Origin of the sequence: Pararhizobium sp. IMCC3301, from assembly GCF_030758315.1 — a bacterium.
In the GTDB taxonomy this organism is placed as follows: Bacteria; Pseudomonadota; Alphaproteobacteria; order Rhizobiales.
In genome coordinates, this window is sequence record NZ_CP132336.1 from 784,203 (window position 1) to 798,632 (window position 14,430).

The 14,430-nt window shown below is 55.0% G+C and carries 15 protein-coding genes; 8 read left to right on the forward strand and 7 right to left on the reverse strand.

What is annotated here, in order from left to right:
* Nucleotides 1–58 precede the first annotated feature (58 nt).
* Nucleotides 59–1,444, forward strand: coding sequence for a transposase (locus RAL88_RS03545; RefSeq protein ID WP_306265319.1), 1,386 nt, complete (start codon nucleotides 59–61; stop codon nucleotides 1,442–1,444).
* Here the strand turns inward: RAL88_RS03545 and RAL88_RS03550 are convergent.
* Nucleotides 1,357–2,793 carry an extracellular solute-binding protein gene (locus RAL88_RS03550; RefSeq protein WP_306267355.1) on the reverse strand — a complete coding sequence of 479 codons (1,437 nt, stop codon included), beginning with the start codon at nucleotides 2,791–2,793 and terminating at the stop codon, nucleotides 1,357–1,359. The genes RAL88_RS03545 and RAL88_RS03550 overlap by 88 nt on opposite strands.
* A 125-nt stretch (nucleotides 2,794–2,918) precedes the next feature.
* Here RAL88_RS03550 and RAL88_RS03555 point away from each other — a divergent pair, with 125 nt between their 5' ends.
* Entirely contained in the window at nucleotides 2,919–3,851 is a 933-nt protein-coding gene (locus RAL88_RS03555; protein WP_306267356.1) for a LysR family transcriptional regulator, read from the forward strand.
* 26 nt (nucleotides 3,852–3,877) lie between these two features.
* On the opposite strand, the gene RAL88_RS03560 is transcribed toward RAL88_RS03555, so the two are convergent.
* The gene (locus RAL88_RS03560; RefSeq protein WP_306267357.1) at nucleotides 3,878–4,699 is read right to left on the reverse strand and encodes a cell envelope integrity EipB family protein; all 822 of its coding nucleotides are present in this window, start codon (nucleotides 4,697–4,699) and stop codon (nucleotides 3,878–3,880) included.
* Nucleotides 4,700–4,884: 185 nt separating this feature from the next.
* Here RAL88_RS03560 and RAL88_RS03565 point away from each other — a divergent pair, with 185 nt between their 5' ends.
* Genes RAL88_RS03565 through RAL88_RS03580 form a run of 4 tightly spaced genes read left to right on the forward strand, consistent with a single transcriptional unit; the run spans nucleotide 4,885 to nucleotide 7,766 of the window.
* Nucleotides 4,885–5,340, forward strand: coding sequence for a RidA family protein (locus RAL88_RS03565; RefSeq protein WP_306267358.1), 456 nt, complete (start codon nucleotides 4,885–4,887; stop codon nucleotides 5,338–5,340).
* Nucleotides 5,341–5,346: 6 nt separating this feature from the next.
* A complete protein-coding gene (locus RAL88_RS03570) occupies nucleotides 5,347–6,105 on the forward strand; it encodes a glycerophosphodiester phosphodiesterase family protein (RefSeq protein ID WP_306267359.1) in 759 nt (252 codons plus the stop codon).
* 9 nt (nucleotides 6,106–6,114) lie between these two features.
* On the forward strand, nucleotides 6,115–7,335 hold the full coding sequence (locus RAL88_RS03575; protein ID WP_306267360.1) for a GNAT family N-acetyltransferase: 1,221 nt from the start codon (nucleotides 6,115–6,117) through the stop codon (nucleotides 7,333–7,335).
* Nucleotides 7,336–7,343: 8 nt separating this feature from the next.
* Nucleotides 7,344–7,766 carry an HIT family protein gene (locus RAL88_RS03580; RefSeq protein ID WP_306267361.1) on the forward strand — a complete coding sequence of 141 codons (423 nt, stop codon included), beginning with the start codon at nucleotides 7,344–7,346 and terminating at the stop codon, nucleotides 7,764–7,766.
* A 38-nt stretch (nucleotides 7,767–7,804) separates the two neighbouring features.
* Here the strand turns inward: RAL88_RS03580 and RAL88_RS03585 are convergent, their stop codons facing one another.
* From RAL88_RS03585 to RAL88_RS03605, 5 genes are all read right to left on the reverse strand, one after another.
* A complete protein-coding gene (locus tag RAL88_RS03585; RefSeq protein WP_306267362.1) occupies nucleotides 7,805–8,155 on the reverse strand; it encodes an AzlD domain-containing protein in 351 nt (116 codons plus the stop codon).
* Entirely contained in the window at nucleotides 8,152–8,856 is a 705-nt protein-coding gene (locus RAL88_RS03590; RefSeq protein WP_306267363.1) for an AzlC family ABC transporter permease, read from the reverse strand. The genes RAL88_RS03585 and RAL88_RS03590 overlap by 4 nt, the downstream gene beginning before the upstream one ends.
* Before the next feature lie 150 nt (nucleotides 8,857–9,006).
* Nucleotides 9,007–11,430 carry an ATP-dependent Clp protease ATP-binding subunit ClpA gene (gene clpA / locus RAL88_RS03595; RefSeq protein WP_306267364.1) on the reverse strand — a complete coding sequence of 808 codons (2,424 nt, stop codon included), beginning with the start codon at nucleotides 11,428–11,430 and terminating at the stop codon, nucleotides 9,007–9,009.
* Nucleotides 11,431–11,439: 9 nt separating this feature from the next.
* On the reverse strand, nucleotides 11,440–11,781 hold the full coding sequence (clpS, locus tag RAL88_RS03600; RefSeq protein ID WP_306267365.1) for an ATP-dependent Clp protease adapter ClpS: 342 nt from the start codon (nucleotides 11,779–11,781) through the stop codon (nucleotides 11,440–11,442).
* 336 nt (nucleotides 11,782–12,117) lie between these two features.
* Nucleotides 12,118–12,675: a phasin family protein gene (locus RAL88_RS03605; protein WP_306267366.1), complete on the reverse strand. Its 558-nt coding sequence runs from the start codon at nucleotides 12,673–12,675 to the stop codon at nucleotides 12,118–12,120.
* Between the two features lie 141 nt (nucleotides 12,676–12,816).
* On the opposite strand from RAL88_RS03605, the gene RAL88_RS03610 reads away from it, so the two are divergent.
* Together RAL88_RS03610 and RAL88_RS03615 are read left to right on the forward strand one after the other, a co-directional pair.
* On the forward strand, nucleotides 12,817–14,049 hold the full coding sequence (locus RAL88_RS03610) for a D-alanyl-D-alanine carboxypeptidase family protein (protein ID WP_306267367.1): 1,233 nt from the start codon (nucleotides 12,817–12,819) through the stop codon (nucleotides 14,047–14,049).
* Between the two features lie 59 nt (nucleotides 14,050–14,108).
* On the forward strand, nucleotides 14,109–14,402 hold the full coding sequence (locus RAL88_RS03615) for a hypothetical protein (protein ID WP_306267368.1): 294 nt from the start codon (nucleotides 14,109–14,111) through the stop codon (nucleotides 14,400–14,402).
* Nucleotides 14,403–14,430 lie beyond the last annotated feature (28 nt).

Sequence of the window (14,430 nt, forward strand, 5' to 3'; positions counted from 1 at the left end):
CACTTTGCCGCAGGTTTGCCTGCTTGCATGGTCAGCGACAAGGGATTCGAAACATGGGATGAAACATCATGCCCCCTTCTTGCCGCCGTCTCCGGGCGATCCCGTTCCCCAGATCCTGCGCGATTGGCTGCAGGCGCTGCGCCCGTGCTTCACGGCGCCCAGTTGGGAGCACATGCTCGTCCTGGTCATGGGGGCCGTGCTGGCCCCGGGCAAGCGCACCGTCAGCGCCTGCCTGCGGATGACCGGGCGCGCCGAGGCGAAAAACTTTTCGAGCTACCATCAGCTCCTTAACCGCGCCCGCTGGGAGTCTCGCGATATGTCTCGGCGCCTGCTGGCCATGATCATCGACCGCCTCGTGCCGGAGGGTCCCGTGGTCATCGGGATGGACGATACAATCGAGCGCCGATGGGGGCGCAAAATCACTGCGCGCGGCATCTATCGCGATCCTGTCCGCTCCAGCCATGGCCACTTCGTCAAAGCCAGCGGGCTGCGCTGGTTGAGCTTCATGGTGCTGACGCCGGTCCCTTGGGCAGGTGTTGTGAAGGCCCTCCCGGTGCTCACCCTGTTGGCCCCCTCGGAGCGCTCCGACCACCAGCGCGGACGCAGGCACAAGCTGCTGACCGACTGGGCCCGCCAAGGGGCGCTCCAGCTCTGTCGCTGGATGCCAGAGCGCGACATCGTCTTCGTGGGCGATAGCGGCTTCGCTGTCCATGAACTGGCGTACGCCATCGGCGGCCGAGCAACCCTCATCAGCCGACTGCGGCTCGACGCCAATCTCTACGCGGCCCCTCCAAAACGTGACGGCCACACCCTCGGACGCCCGGCGCAGAAGGGGCCACCCTTGCCCAAGCTGAAAACGCTGCTTTCAAACCCGACCACGCCCTGGAAAAGGATCACCGCGTCCTCCTGGTATGGGCGCAAGCACCATAAGGCACTCGAAATTACCTCGAGCACCGCATTGTGGTACCGACCTGGTACGCCGCCCAAGCCAATTCGCTGGGTCCTCGTCAGGGATCCTGACGGCCGGCGCGCTCCGCAAGCTTTCTTCAGCACCGATACAACGCTCGATCCTGCCGACATCATCGCCCTGTTCGTCCGCCGCTGGCAGGTCGAGGTCACCTTCGCCGAAACCCGCGCCCATCTTGGCGTCGAAACCCAACGGCAATGGTCCGACAAAGCTATCGCCCGCACCACGCCGGCGCTGCTTGGTCTCTACAGCCTTATCTCTTTGTGGGCGTGCGATCTGTTGTCCAAGTCGAGCATTCCTTATGCCGCAGCCTGGTATCGTAAGACCCATCTCACCTTCACCGATGCCATCGGCGCCGTAAGGCTCGCCTTATGGGTCGGAGACATTTATCAACACTCCCCGCCGCACCGGGAAAGACACAAAATCCCTCCCGACCGTCTCGTGCGTATGGCAGAGGCTCTCTGCTTCGCCGCATAATGTACAAAGTCGAGCTCAAGACGACCCGTTTTATAGCCGGCGTCAGAGAGGATTTTCTCCAAATCTTTGGCCATTGAGTTGAGTGCCTCCACAACGGTGATCTCTCCAGCCACTGTCCGGTTGAGGCCAAGCTCCATGACAGCGGCAAGTTCTGCGCCCTCAGGAATGGTCCACAGACCTTTGGCTTGCGGCGACGCAGTGCGCATGGCCAGCATGTAGCGATTTTCCGGCTTTTCTGCAAAGTCGGATTCATATGCAGCGGCACTGACCGGTGCACCGCCCATTTCAGCATAGGCAATCTGTGTCTCAGGGCGCTGGAACCACTTCAGGAATTCCAGCGCTGCGACCTTCTGCTCTTCCGCCAGATTCTTGGGAATTCCAGCCAGCCAGTGGCCAAGAGCCGGTGTGGAGTTGAACCCTTCCGCATGGGGCAATGTCGCAAAATCGATCTTGCCGGGAACTATGGATTTATTGGGATCATCCATTTGCGACCAGGCGGCGACCGGCAGCACCGAATGAGCTGCTTTGCCCGTGACCAGAAACTGGATCAGATCGCCCTGTGTCAGGCTGGCAGTATTTTCCGGACCCGCTTCCTTGGCCAACTGGATATAGGTTTCCAGTGCTTTGCGTCCGGCTTCGCTGTTCAGCGTCACAAAAAAATCGCCATTCGGCTCATCGCGGAAGAACGACCCGCCATGGCCCTCCAGATACGGGAAGAAATCCCATGTGACGGAAACCGTTCCGCGACTGGCGCGCTGGACAATGCCGTACATCTCCGGAGGATTGTGCAGCGCCTTTGCATTGGCAAGCAGATCCTCGAATGTTTCCGGTACGGTCAGGCCTTTTTCGTCGTAGAGATCTTTTCGGTAGAACAAAAGCGTGATGTTGGGATTGATCGGGACTGTCAGAAGATCGCCGGTTTCCTGGTTCACCGTCTTGTTTTCAGCGTCAAACCAGGGCGTGTCGCCATAGGTGTAGATCTGGGGATCCAGATCGAAGTCCGGATCGATGTTTTTCAGCGGCTCCAGAAATCCGCCGTGATACATCTCGGGATAAAAAATGCCATTGATAATCAGCACATCAAATTCGCTGGTCTGGGAGCGTACAGCATTGCGCTGCTTTTCCAGACTGCCGGCATAGGGATTGATGTCGAGGGTGACTTTGTTGCCGGTTTCAACCTCATAGGCCTCAACGATGGATGCAAAACCCTCCAGCCATGGCGACTGATTGATGACCACACTGATCGGCGGCTGCGTTTGCGCCGTAGCGGCCAGAACACCCATCGAAACGGCAATCGCCGTCGAGGACGCTACAAAAAATGATCTGCTGAAGACGTGTCCGATATCCATTCTCGTTTTCCTCCCAAAAAACTGTTTTCACCCGGACATCATTCCATCAAGCGATAGAAAAACAAGCTTCTTTATGTTTGATTTCTATAACTTTCTGGAATATCAGAATTCCGCGGAGGATCAGAGTGATACATTTACGGCAACTCAGGCATTTCCTGGCGGTTTTTGACCATGGCAGCTTTCTTCAGGCTTCACGCACCGCGAATATCAGCCAACCTGCCATCAGCAAAAGCATTCTGTCTCTGGAACACCATTACGGCGTGACATTGTTCAAACGCCTTCCGCGAGGCGTTGAACCGACGACATTCGCGATTGCTCTGGAACAACACGCCCGCCGCATCCTGTTGGATTTCGAACGCTCCAACCATGAAATGTCGATCATGGCACAAGGGTCACTTGGGCTGGTGCGGGTTGGCGTTGGACGATCATTTATCCGCAGCGTCAACGATGCCATTCTGGATCTTCATGGGCTTCACGAAGGCATCGACTATTCTGTCATGACGGATCACGCCGACAGGCTCCACCAGGCTCTGCTGGGCAACCGGGTTGATCTTTACGTCGGCATGACAAACCGGGTGCTGCATGACGAGACCTGTCTAGTCGAAACTATTTTTTCTGACAAATATGTCGGCCTGTGCAACGCCGATCATCCCTTTGCCGGAAAATCCGTTTCTGTCGATGACCTGCTCCTTTACAATTGGGTCGTGCCCGAAATAGAGGAAGCAGGCCGAACCGCCCTGGAGGCATATTTCTCACTTCAAAGGAAGCCGAAACCGACTTTCAAGATCGTGACCAACTCAGATGACGTGATTTATCAATGCCTGCGGCAGACACATCTGCTCAGCGTCATGCCGCAAGGCAGTCATAATGAGGCAGAATATGATGGTCTCGCCCGGTTTTACCCGGTCGACTTCGCATTCAGACGCAATGTCGGGATCGTCCGAAGACGCAACTTCTCTTCCAGCCCGCTGATCGAACAGTTTATCCACCATCTGAAAACCAGATTGATTGCGTTAAGCAACCGGGTTGGCGGCTCTGTAGCACCTGCCGACACCTAGAGCGGCGCGCATTCCATCCGATCCCTTCAGTTGCACGGATCGGCCTCAAGAACCTCAAGTTTTTCCAGCTCGGCTTTCAGAATCATGTCACCATAATCCATCGTGATATTCCGGCTGATGCCATTGTCATGCATATCAAAGCTGGTGACGTAATTCGGTAGCGGCTCACCGCCCGTTCCCTGATCGAAATAACTCACCGTAACCGGCCAAAATGGTGTTTTGGCCACTTCGGCAACCGATAAAATGCCTGTCTGGTCTGCATCCGCCAAGGAGTGCTTCGCGCCAATGAGGCTGGTCGCGTCAAAGATCTTCCTGCCCTGCTCCGAGCCATCAAAAATCACCTGCTGCACTATCTTTTGACCGTCGATCGCGGCCGCAATCAGCTTTTCGAACTGCTGGGTGGGGAAAATGGCATTCCCGGGAAAGGTCAGAACCTCTTCCTCCGGCTTGGTCAGACCGACGGAGATTTTATCATCATCCCGGTTGGCAAAGCCCTGCACCTCATCCACCTTGTTGTTGTTGATGAAATTGGAAGACGTGAAACTGAATGAACTGCCGTCGGCATCTTCAAATGTTGCCACACGAAAATCTGTCACTGCGGCGGTTCCGTCCTTGTCGCCGAGCCGCGTCACAAAGCGGTAGTTCACCGCATATCCGTCACATTTTGAGCCGGTAAGTTCGAACACCATGCGGCCGTTGACATCGCCTATGGACGCGGATTCATCCACCGTCAGCAAGGAGATATCATAGACCGCACGGTGCGGCACCAGCGACACCGCGCCGGCAGAGGAAAGACCGATGCCAGACAGCACCAGAACGATTGCCGGCCGCAAGAAATTCAGTTTCATCACGAAAGAAATCCCGTATTGTTTCAAAAGGGCGACGCGTCAATCAGGCTATTTCGATCCGGACCAGACACTAATTAACTGTGGATCGCATTGCCACCCTATGACAAGTTAAATGCAACGTGCCGATGGCATTTGCACCGCCGCAATCCGATTCACTTTACCACTGACAATCAAGGAAATAATTTATGTCAATCGAAGATCGCCTGAAAGAAATGAATATCACATTACCCAAGGCGGCTGCACCCGCCGCAAATTATGTTCCTTTTGTCAAAAGCGGCGCTTATCTTTACGTCTCAGGCCAGGTTCCGATGGGAGCCAGCGGTCTTGAATATATCGGTAAGCTTGGCGAAAATACCAGTGTCGAGGAAGGCCAGGCTGCCGCCAAACTGTGTGCGGTCAACCTTCTGGCTCAGGCGAAGGCCGCTCTGGGCGAACTTGAAAACATCAAACGCCTGGTAAAACTCGTCGGATTTGTCAACTCGGCGCCGGACTTTACTGACCAGCCGAAGGTGATCAATGGCGCTTCCGATTTCATGGTCGAGGTGATGGGTGAAAAGGGCCGCCATGCGCGTTCCGCAGTTGGCGTCGCCGCGCTTCCTTTTGGGGTTGCCGTCGAAATTGAAGCCATATTTGAGATATAGCAATCCGTGACCGACACCGCTTCCCTGTTTGCAGGTCCCATCGCCCACCGCGGTTTGCATGACAAAACGCAAGGCCGCGTGGAAAACTGCGAAAGTTCGTTTCAGGCCGCTATTGGCGCAGGCTTTGCCATCGAATGCGATGTCCGCCTGTCGCGGGACAATCAGGTCGTGGTGTTTCACGATGACACGCTCGGCCGCATCACCAAAAGCAAGGCTGTGGTGCGGGAGCTGTCGGTTGCCGAATTGAAGGACATCGTTTTCAACGATGGTCCGGACCGGATTCAGACCCTTCAGGAATTGCTCGACCAGATTGATGGTAAAGTCCCGCTGATCATTGAGCTGAAAAGCAAATGGGACAAGGATGAGGGGCTGGCGCTGCGCGTCGCCGAAACCATCGGCACCTATTTCGGCCCGGTAGCGACCATGTCATTCGACCCAGTTCTGGTGGCAGCGGCCCAGCGCTGGCTGCCGCATCTGCCCAATGGCATTGTGTCGGAGCATTATCGCGACATCGAGCACTGGAAGTTCCTCAGCCGGTTTGAACGCTTCAGGCTCTCCAAAATGCTGCACTGGCCTTGGACAAGACCGGACTTTATCTCCTACAACATCGACGATCTGCCGCATCCGGCGGTCGCGATGTTTGAAAATCTGATGAGTGTTCCGGTCATCTGCTGGACCGTGCGCACGCCGCAGCAAGCCGCCAAGGCGCAAAAATTTTGTGATCAGATCACATTTGAGGGTTTTGATCCCGGATCTGCGTCATAAATAGAAGCGATGGCATCTAACCAAAAAACCGCTGATCTGCCCAACACTGTGCGAGTCCTCTCCAGCCTGTCCGAGATTGGCCGCGAGGCGTGGGACGCATGTGCAAATCCCGGCTGGACCGGCAAAAGACCGCTTGGTTCAAAACCTCAGGAAACCGCCTATAACCCCTTCCTGTCGCATGATTATCTGTGGTCGCTGGAAGAATCCGGCTCGGCAGTAGCCAAGGCCGGCTGGTATGCCCGTCATCTGGTGCTGGAGACGCCTGGCTGCGCGCCGCTGGCCGTTGTTCCGGCCTATTTGAAAACCCACAGCCAGGGAGAATATGTCTTCGACCATGGCTGGGCCGACGCCTATCAGCGCGCCGGCGGGGAATATTATCCCAAATTGCAGATTTCGATCCCGTTCACACCTGTCACCGGCCGGCGGATGCTGATAGCGGACCGGTCTCGGCAAAAGCAGATTGAAACCTTGCTGGCCGCAGCCATTCAACAGATAACGGTGCAGTATGAAGCCTCTTCAGCGCATCTCACCTTTCTCACTGAAAATGAATGGAACGCCCTGTCGGATCACCAGTTTCTGCGCCGCACCGATCAACAGTTCCACTGGCAGAACAATGGCTATGGCTCCTATGAGGAGTTTCTCGCCGCTCTGTCTTCGTCAAAGCGCAAGGCGTTGCGCAAGGAACGCCGCAAGGCTCTGGAAAATGACATCGAGATCGAGTGGCTGACGGGAAACGATCTGACCGAACAGCACTGGGATATCTTTTTCGATTTTTACATCGACACCGGCAACCGCAAATGGGGCTCGCCCTACCTTACACGGCGTTTCTTTTCCCTGATCGGTGAGCGCATGGCCGACCGGGTACTGCTGATCATGGCCAAACGCCAGGGCCGCTACATCGCCGGGGCCCTGAATTTCATCGGATCTGACACCATCTACGGTCGGAACTGGGGCTGTCTGGAAGATCATCCATTCCTGCATTTTGAGCTGTGCTACCATCAGGCCATCGATTGGGCCATCGCCAATGGCTATCAGACCGTTGAAGCCGGTGCCCAGGGTGCACACAAACTCGCCCGCGGCTATATACCGACCACCACCTACTCGGCACACTGGATTCCGAATTCCGGATTTCGCAGCGCGGTGGAAAATTATTTGGAACAGGAACGCCTTCATGTGAAACTGGAGCAACAGGCTCTGACGTCTCATACGCCGTTCAGGAAAACCGATTGAGGAATTGCATGACCGCTTACGACCCGAATAACATCTTTGCCAAAATTCTGCGTGGCGAACTGCCCAGCCACAAAGTCTTCGAAGACGAAAAAACCGTTGCCATCATGGATGTCATGCCGCGCGGAGACGGACATGTTCTGATCTTGCCCAAGGCTCCGTCCCGTAACCTGCTGGATATCGATAGCGCCGATCTGAGCGCCCTCACGATCACCGCACAAAAGCTGGCCAAAGCACTCAAGAAAGCCTTTGATGCTGACGGCATTACCCTGCAGCAATTTTCCGAGAATGCCGGCGGCCAAGTGGTGTTTCATACCCATTTCCATGTCATACCACGCCACAACGGCGTCGCCCTGCGGCCCCACACCGTCGACATGGCCGACCCTGATCTTCTGGCAAATCAGGCTGAACAAATCCGTGCTGCACTCGCCTGACCGGGCGCCGCAAAATTTCTGTTCCCCGGCGCACCGCTTTACAGAAACAGTGCCGCCAGCAGAACCGCCTCTGCCGCCACGACACCGACGAGAATATTCTTTTTGCACAGCCAGAAAGCAATCATTCCGAAAGCTGCAGCCCCCACGCGCAGCAACACTGATGTGTCAGCCAGCGGACCGGTCGGAAACAGAATAAGTTTGGAGATCACCGCGGCAATCAGCGCGGATGCAACAGCCTTGACCCACAGCAACAGCTCGGAATCATTGTGCAGCGCGCCGCCGACAAACACCCCCAGCCACCGCCATATATTGGTTGGCAGCGATCCGGCCAGCAAAATAAAGGCATAGGGCCACCACCATGCCTCCAGACTGGCAAAAGTCAGATTCATGCAGATTCTGCCTTGTTGCGGATCAGCCTGTCGATGAAAAACGCCAATGTTCCAGCCAGCAGACCTGACCACAACAAATCGAGTTGAACGCCGGTCATGTAAATCAGCGGGCCGAAGATCAGACCGAACAACAGGGCCAACTTGTCCGATGGCAATCTGGCAGCGGCGGTCAGCGAAGTCAGAAAATAAATCGGCGTCAGAAACAGCAGCGCACCGCGCCAGGCATCCGACAACTCGCCTGCCAGAATAAAACTTGCCACGGTAACGATCGTGTTGCCGACCGTCAGACTGGAGGCAAATCCGATAAAATAGGCACCGCGCCCCTCTCTTGGCAGATCAGGCAGCCGGTTCATCGAAACGATCCATGCTGTAATCGCGACAAATTGCGACATCAGAACCAGCGAGAGCCGGGTGCTTGCCGGTCCGCGCACCACCGGCACCCAGGCTGCGACCATCGGCGTCAGGCGAACCGATGCCAGAGCCACCGCCAGGGCGACCAGCCCGATGCTGGTTCCCGCAGCAAGCGATCCGGCCAGCACCACCTGGCTGGGAAGCGCCCATACAGTCGCTGTCGTGAAGGCGGCCTGCGGCAATGTCATGCCCGCCTCCCTGGCAAAAGCGCCAAAACCGACATAACTCATCATCAAAATGAAGGCTGGCACCGAGACAATGCCGCTCATGCCGCGGAAATACCATGTCATCCGACTGGCGGTCGGGACTGATGGGCGATTATCGGGTGAGAGGTTTGCTGACGGGGAATCCATTTTGTCTGGATAGCATGACCATCCCAAAGTCACACAAAAAAGCCGCGTTGCGGACGCGGCTTTTTATCAGAGGCAGCATGAGGCGTGCTATTTGGCCGGAAGCGGAACTTTCGGCACTGAACCCGCACCACCGCTCGGTTTTTTTCCGGCGGTTTTGGATTTCGCCGTGCTGCGCTTTTTCGTCCTGGCGGGCGTTTGTTCTTTCTTCGGCTTCACCGGAGCATTTTCGACGACCTTCAGCTCAAGACCCGTCTTACCGTCGGCATTCACCTTGGTATCAACCTTGACGGTGCCGCCCTTTTGCAGATCGCCGAACAGAATTTCCTCGGCCAGCGGACGTTTGATATTCTCCTGAATGATCCGTGCCAGCGGACGAGCCCCCATCAGCTCATCATAACCGGCATCAGCCAGCCATGCTGTGGCAGCTTCCGACAGTTCAAACGTAACGCCGCGATCTTCCAGCTGCGCTTCCAGCTGCATGACAAATTTATCCACAACCTTGTAGACAACTTCCCGGGGCAGACTGCCGAACGGAATGATTGCATCCAGCCGGTTGCGGAATTCGGGAGAAAACAACCGGTTGATCGCCTCTTCATCGTCGCCCTCGCGCTTGGTGGAACCAAAGCCGATTGCGTTTCTGGCGGCTTCCGAAGCACCTGCATTGGTGGTCATGATGATCACCACATTGCGGAAATCGATCTGCTTGCCATTATGGTCGGTCAGCTTGCCGTGATCCATCACCTGCAACAGAATATTGAACAGATCGGGATGGGCTTTTTCAACTTCATCAAGCAGGAGAACACAATGCGGATTCTGATCGACGCCATCGGTCAGCAGGCCGCCCTGATCGAAACCGACATATCCGGGAGGAGCCCCGATCAGCCGTGATACCGTATGGCGCTCCATATATTCGGACATGTCGAACCGCAGCAACTCAACACCCATCAGCGACGCTAGTTGGCGGGCAGCCTCGGTCTTGCCGACGCCGGTCGGCCCCGAGAACAGATAATTACCGATCGGCTTTTCAGGATCACGCAGCCCGGCGCGGGACAGCTTGATAGCCGATGACAGGGCTTCAAGTGCCGCATCCTGACCATAAACAACCCGCTTCAGATTTGTATCGAGCGCCCTCAAGACCTCGGAATCGTCTTTCGAGACGGATTTCGGCGGAATCCGCGCCATGGTCGCAATGGTATCTTCGATCTGTTTGACATTGATCGTCTTCTTGCGGCGGCTCAGCGGAACCAGCATCTGTGACGCGCCGGTTTCATCAATCACGTCAATAGCCTTGTCCGGCAATTTGCGGTCATTGATATAGCGCGCAGACAATTCCACCGCAGCTTTCAGAGCATCATTGGTATAGCGCACCTTGTGATGATCTTCGTAGCGTGACTTTAGCCCTTTCAGAATGTTAATCGCGTCCGGGATACTCGGTTCGTTGATATCGATCTTCTGGAAACGGCGCACCAGGGCCCGGTCCTTTTCAAAGAATTGACGATATTCCTTATAGGTGGTCGAGCCGATGCAGCGCATGGCTCCGGCTGCCAAAGCCGGTTTCAACAGATTAGAAGCATCCATAGCGCCACCGGACGTGGCGCCAGCACCGATCACAGTGTGAATTTCATCAATGAAGAGAATCGCACCCTCATAGTTTTCGATCTCTTTCATCACCTGCTTCAGACGTTCTTCAAAATCGCCGCGATAGCGTGTGCCGGCCAGAAGTGTTCCCATATCCAGAGAAAACACGGTCGCGGCCAGCAGGACTTCCGGCACATCGCCTTCGACGATGCGTTTCGCCAGTCCCTCGGCGATGGCGGTTTTGCCGACACCGGGGTCACCAACCAGAAGCGGATTGTTCTTCTGCCTGCGGCACAACACCTGGACCACTCGCTGCACTTCACTGTCGCGGCCGATCAATGGGTCCACCTTGCCCTTGGCTGCCTTTTCATTGAGGTCAACACAATAGGCCGACAGAGCATCCGGCGTTTTCTTGTCCTCGGCCTCTTCGGATTCCACCGTTGTGGCATCTTCGTCTTCCGCGCCACTGACCGGACGCGGTTCCGACATGCCAGGCCGTTTGGCAATTCCATGGCTGATATAATTTACCGCGTCGTAGCGGGTCATATCCTGTTCCTGAAGAAAGTAAGCCGCATGGCTTTCCCGTTCGGCAAAAATCGCAACCAGAACATTTGCGCCCGTCACTTCCTCCCGACCGGAAGACTGGACATGAATAACCGCCCGCTGAATGACGCGCTGGAAGCCCGAAGTCGGCTTGGTATCGACATCGGCATCGGCAATCAGATTGCTCAACTCCGTATCGATATATTCCATCAGGTTGCGGCGCAGCAAATCCAGATCCACTCCGCAGGCACGCATCACGGCGGCCGCATCGGCGTCATTTGTCAACGCATGAAGCAGATGCTCCAGCGTGGCATATTCCTGTCGCCGCTCATTGGCCTGTGCCAGGGCGTTGTGCAGGGCTTTTTCCAGACTTCTTGAAAAGGACGGCAAGTTAAATCCTCACTTCTTTTCCATTACACATTGCAAAGGGTGCTGATGCTTGACTGCAAGGTCCATCACCTGTGTGACCTTGGTTTCCGCCACCTCAAAGGTGAACACACCGCACTCACCGACGCCATTTTGATGCACATGAAGCATGATCCGGGTTGCTTCTTCCTGAGTCTTGCTGAAGAAGCGCTGCAACACATGCACGACGAATTCCATCGGCGTAAAATCGTCGTTCAAAAGCAAAACCCTGTAAAGGCTCGGCTTTTTAACCTTCGGTTTCGTCTTGGTGACAACGACTGTGCCGGAGTCACTGTCACCATCATCATCTGAGCTGCCGCGATCAGGGTTGGTCATAAACAATCGCTGCTGTCTGCCTTTAACTGTGCCGGACCGGCCAGGGTCGGCTCCGAGATTTCCCGACCAGCATACCACCAGTCGTTCGTCGTGTCTGATTCAAAAACGCAACACCCCGAAAGTTTCACCGCAAAAGGCCTATGTGTTTTCATGAACACACCCCAAGGACCGTTCAGGTCCCATGTCAACGGCGCTTCGCCCGGCTGCGCAAGAGACTTAATATAGGCGCAGGCACTGCGATTAAAAGTCCCCGGAACGCAAAAAGCCAACCCTTGCGGGCTGGCTTCGCGGGGCAGATCGTAAGAGCTGCCAATCGTCGGTAAAGCTTTGCGAGCCTTACTTGCTGAAACGTGCAAAAGCCGTTTCAACAGGGCTGTAAACGGTCTTGGACAGATCCACGAACATTTCGCCCAGCTTGTTCATTTCACTGACATGGGCCTCATAAGCGTTTTTGGCATATTCGGTCTGAGCTTCGACAAATTTGTCAAAGCTTTTTGCGCCAAAAACTTTTTCTGCAGCCTGAGTGCCGTCTTCAAAAGACTTTTTGGCATAATCAGCAGTTTCAGTTGCAATAGCCTGAACCGACTTTGAGACGGTTGACAGGTTTTCAGTTGCCAGGTCCATGTTTTCTTTGGCCTGCTTCTGGATGTCTTCAATGTTCTGCATCATGATCTGGGTTCCTTCATTTGCGCAGTTAATCTGTTTGCCTGATCGATATATATGCAGTGCAACATGGTTTGTCCAGCAATTTTTGTGCACTGCACAAAAAATATTTTTGGCGGAATTCAAAAAAATACGTCCCGGCTTTACGGTTTCGTAACTCTGTTTTTTGTAAATTGATGAAAATTTGAATGAACGCGCTGCGGACTGCCCATGTCGCCATGATTGGGCCATTTTGATCGGTGCAACACTGGGTTGCTCGAAGCAAACAAATTTCCGCTCGCAAACAAATGGGTGCAAATCGTGCTGATGTATGTGTACTCCAAGCTGAAAAATACAGCTGAGAACCTTATTAAAACTGCCTTCATAACAGTGATGGTTGCTGTGGTTGCTTCTGTCTCGTTGACAGCCACTGCAAATGCCAATGCAAAATATGCCGGCATTGTGATCGATGTGAAAACAGGCAAGATCCTGTATTCCGACAATGCCGACAGTATGCGTTACCCTGCCTCACTGACCAAGATCATGACGCTTTACGTGTTGTTTGGAGAACTCGAGGCCGGACGGGTCAGTCTCGATAGCAAAATGAAGGTGTCAAACAGGGCCGCTGGTCAGGCACCTTCAAAACTTGGCCTCAAGGCGGGCAGCACGATCCTCGTCAAAGATGCGATCAGGGCTCTGATTACAAAGTCTGCAAACGACGTCGCGGTGGTGATTGCTGAACATGTTGGTGGAACTGAAATCAAATTCGCCTCCATGATGACGGATACTGCACGCTCGATCGGCATGAAAAAAACAACTTTTAAAAATGCATCGGGCCTCCCAAATGGCGGCCAACGTACCACTGCCCGCGACATGTCAACGCTGGGCATCGCGATCCAGGATCGCTTTCCGACCTACTACAAATATTTTTCAACCCGGACTTTTTCCTACGCCGGCAAGAACTATCGCAACTACAATCGTTTGCTTGGAACCGTTGAGGGTGTTGACGGTATCAAGACCGGCTATATCCGGGCATCAGGGTTCAATCTGGTGACATCGGTCAAGCGGGATGGACGTCAGATCGTTGCCGTTGTGATGGGCGGACGCACCGGCAAGTCCCGTGATGCACATATGAAAGTCCTGATCGGACGCCATTTGAAATCCGCATCTACCGGAGCCCGTGTGACAGCACAGCTGGCGGCTCAGCCCGCGCCGGTGCCCCGCGCCCGCAAAGTCGCTGCCGAAGCCGCCCTGTCTGTGGAAGAAGACTTTGTTCCGCAGGTCGCTGTCGAGGACATTATAACGGCAAGCATTTCGGCAAGCGCTGCATCTGAAGAACCCGAAATGGGCAGCCGCGATGACTATGACACACCTGACCTTCCCGATGGCTGGAAAATACAGATCGGCGCAGTGCCGAGCGAAGAAGCCGCCAATATTTTGCTGGGCAGTGCCATGAATGTCGGCACAAGCCACTTGCGCGGCAAGGTTCCCTTCACGGAACCCGTTATCAGCCGTGGCAAGACCCTGCATCGTGCCCGCATTGCCGGATTTTCCGACCAGGCATCTGCGCGCAAAGCCTGTGTGTATCTTGAAACGAAAGACTTCCCCTGCCTCGCACTGCGGTAATCGCGCTGCGTTAGTACTGGCAGCTTCCCTTTAAGTGTATTGTGTACTGGGATTAAAACATGCTTCTCGACGAGACCTATCCGTTAGCAACCCGACATCAACACCCGACAGCGCATTCCTTCAGCGCCCGGATTGAAAAGGCTTATGATCAGGCGACAGCGCCTGATGGCCCAAGGTTCAAATTAGCCGGATTGAGACACAAACCAGGCGAATTGTTGAATTTCGTGCGCTGCCACAGCGCCCGCGCCCGCCGCCACACGCTTCCCAGACGAAAACTGGTCATCGAGTGCTACGCCCCAGACGGGGCGATGGCGGTCGAGATTTCTTTTGGAGAGTCCCGGCACGAGGCATGATGCGCTCCCACTGCGGTTTACTTCTGAA

What these genes read in the sequence shown, in the direction of transcription:
- RAL88_RS03545 (WP_306265319.1), top strand. Translation starts at nt 59, where the DNA reads ATGAAACATCATGCCCCCTTCTTGCCGCCGTCTCCGGGCGATCCCGTT.
- RAL88_RS03550 (WP_306267355.1), bottom strand. Translation starts at nt 2,793, where the DNA reads ATGGATATCGGACACGTCTTCAGCAGATCATTTTTTGTAGCGTCCTCG.
- RAL88_RS03560 (WP_306267357.1), bottom strand. Translation starts at nt 4,699, where the DNA reads ATGAAACTGAATTTCTTGCGGCCGGCAATCGTTCTGGTGCTGTCTGGC.
- RAL88_RS03565 (WP_306267358.1), top strand. Translation starts at nt 4,885, where the DNA reads ATGTCAATCGAAGATCGCCTGAAAGAAATGAATATCACATTACCCAAG.
- RAL88_RS03575 (WP_306267360.1), top strand. Translation starts at nt 6,115, where the DNA reads ATGGCATCTAACCAAAAAACCGCTGATCTGCCCAACACTGTGCGAGTC.
- RAL88_RS03580 (WP_306267361.1), top strand. Translation starts at nt 7,344, where the DNA reads ATGACCGCTTACGACCCGAATAACATCTTTGCCAAAATTCTGCGTGGC.
- RAL88_RS03585 (WP_306267362.1), bottom strand. Translation starts at nt 8,155, where the DNA reads ATGAATCTGACTTTTGCCAGTCTGGAGGCATGGTGGTGGCCCTATGCC.
- RAL88_RS03590 (WP_306267363.1), bottom strand. Translation starts at nt 8,856, where the DNA reads ATGACATGGTATTTCCGCGGCATGAGCGGCATTGTCTCGGTGCCAGCC.
- clpS (WP_306267365.1), bottom strand. Translation starts at nt 11,781, where the DNA reads ATGACCAACCCTGATCGCGGCAGCTCAGATGATGATGGTGACAGTGAC.
- RAL88_RS03605 (WP_306267366.1), bottom strand. Translation starts at nt 12,675, where the DNA reads ATGGCCCAATCATGGCGACATGGGCAGTCCGCAGCGCGTTCATTCAAA.
- RAL88_RS03610 (WP_306267367.1), top strand. Translation starts at nt 12,817, where the DNA reads ATGGTTGCTGTGGTTGCTTCTGTCTCGTTGACAGCCACTGCAAATGCC.
- RAL88_RS03615 (WP_306267368.1), top strand. Translation starts at nt 14,109, where the DNA reads ATGCTTCTCGACGAGACCTATCCGTTAGCAACCCGACATCAACACCCG.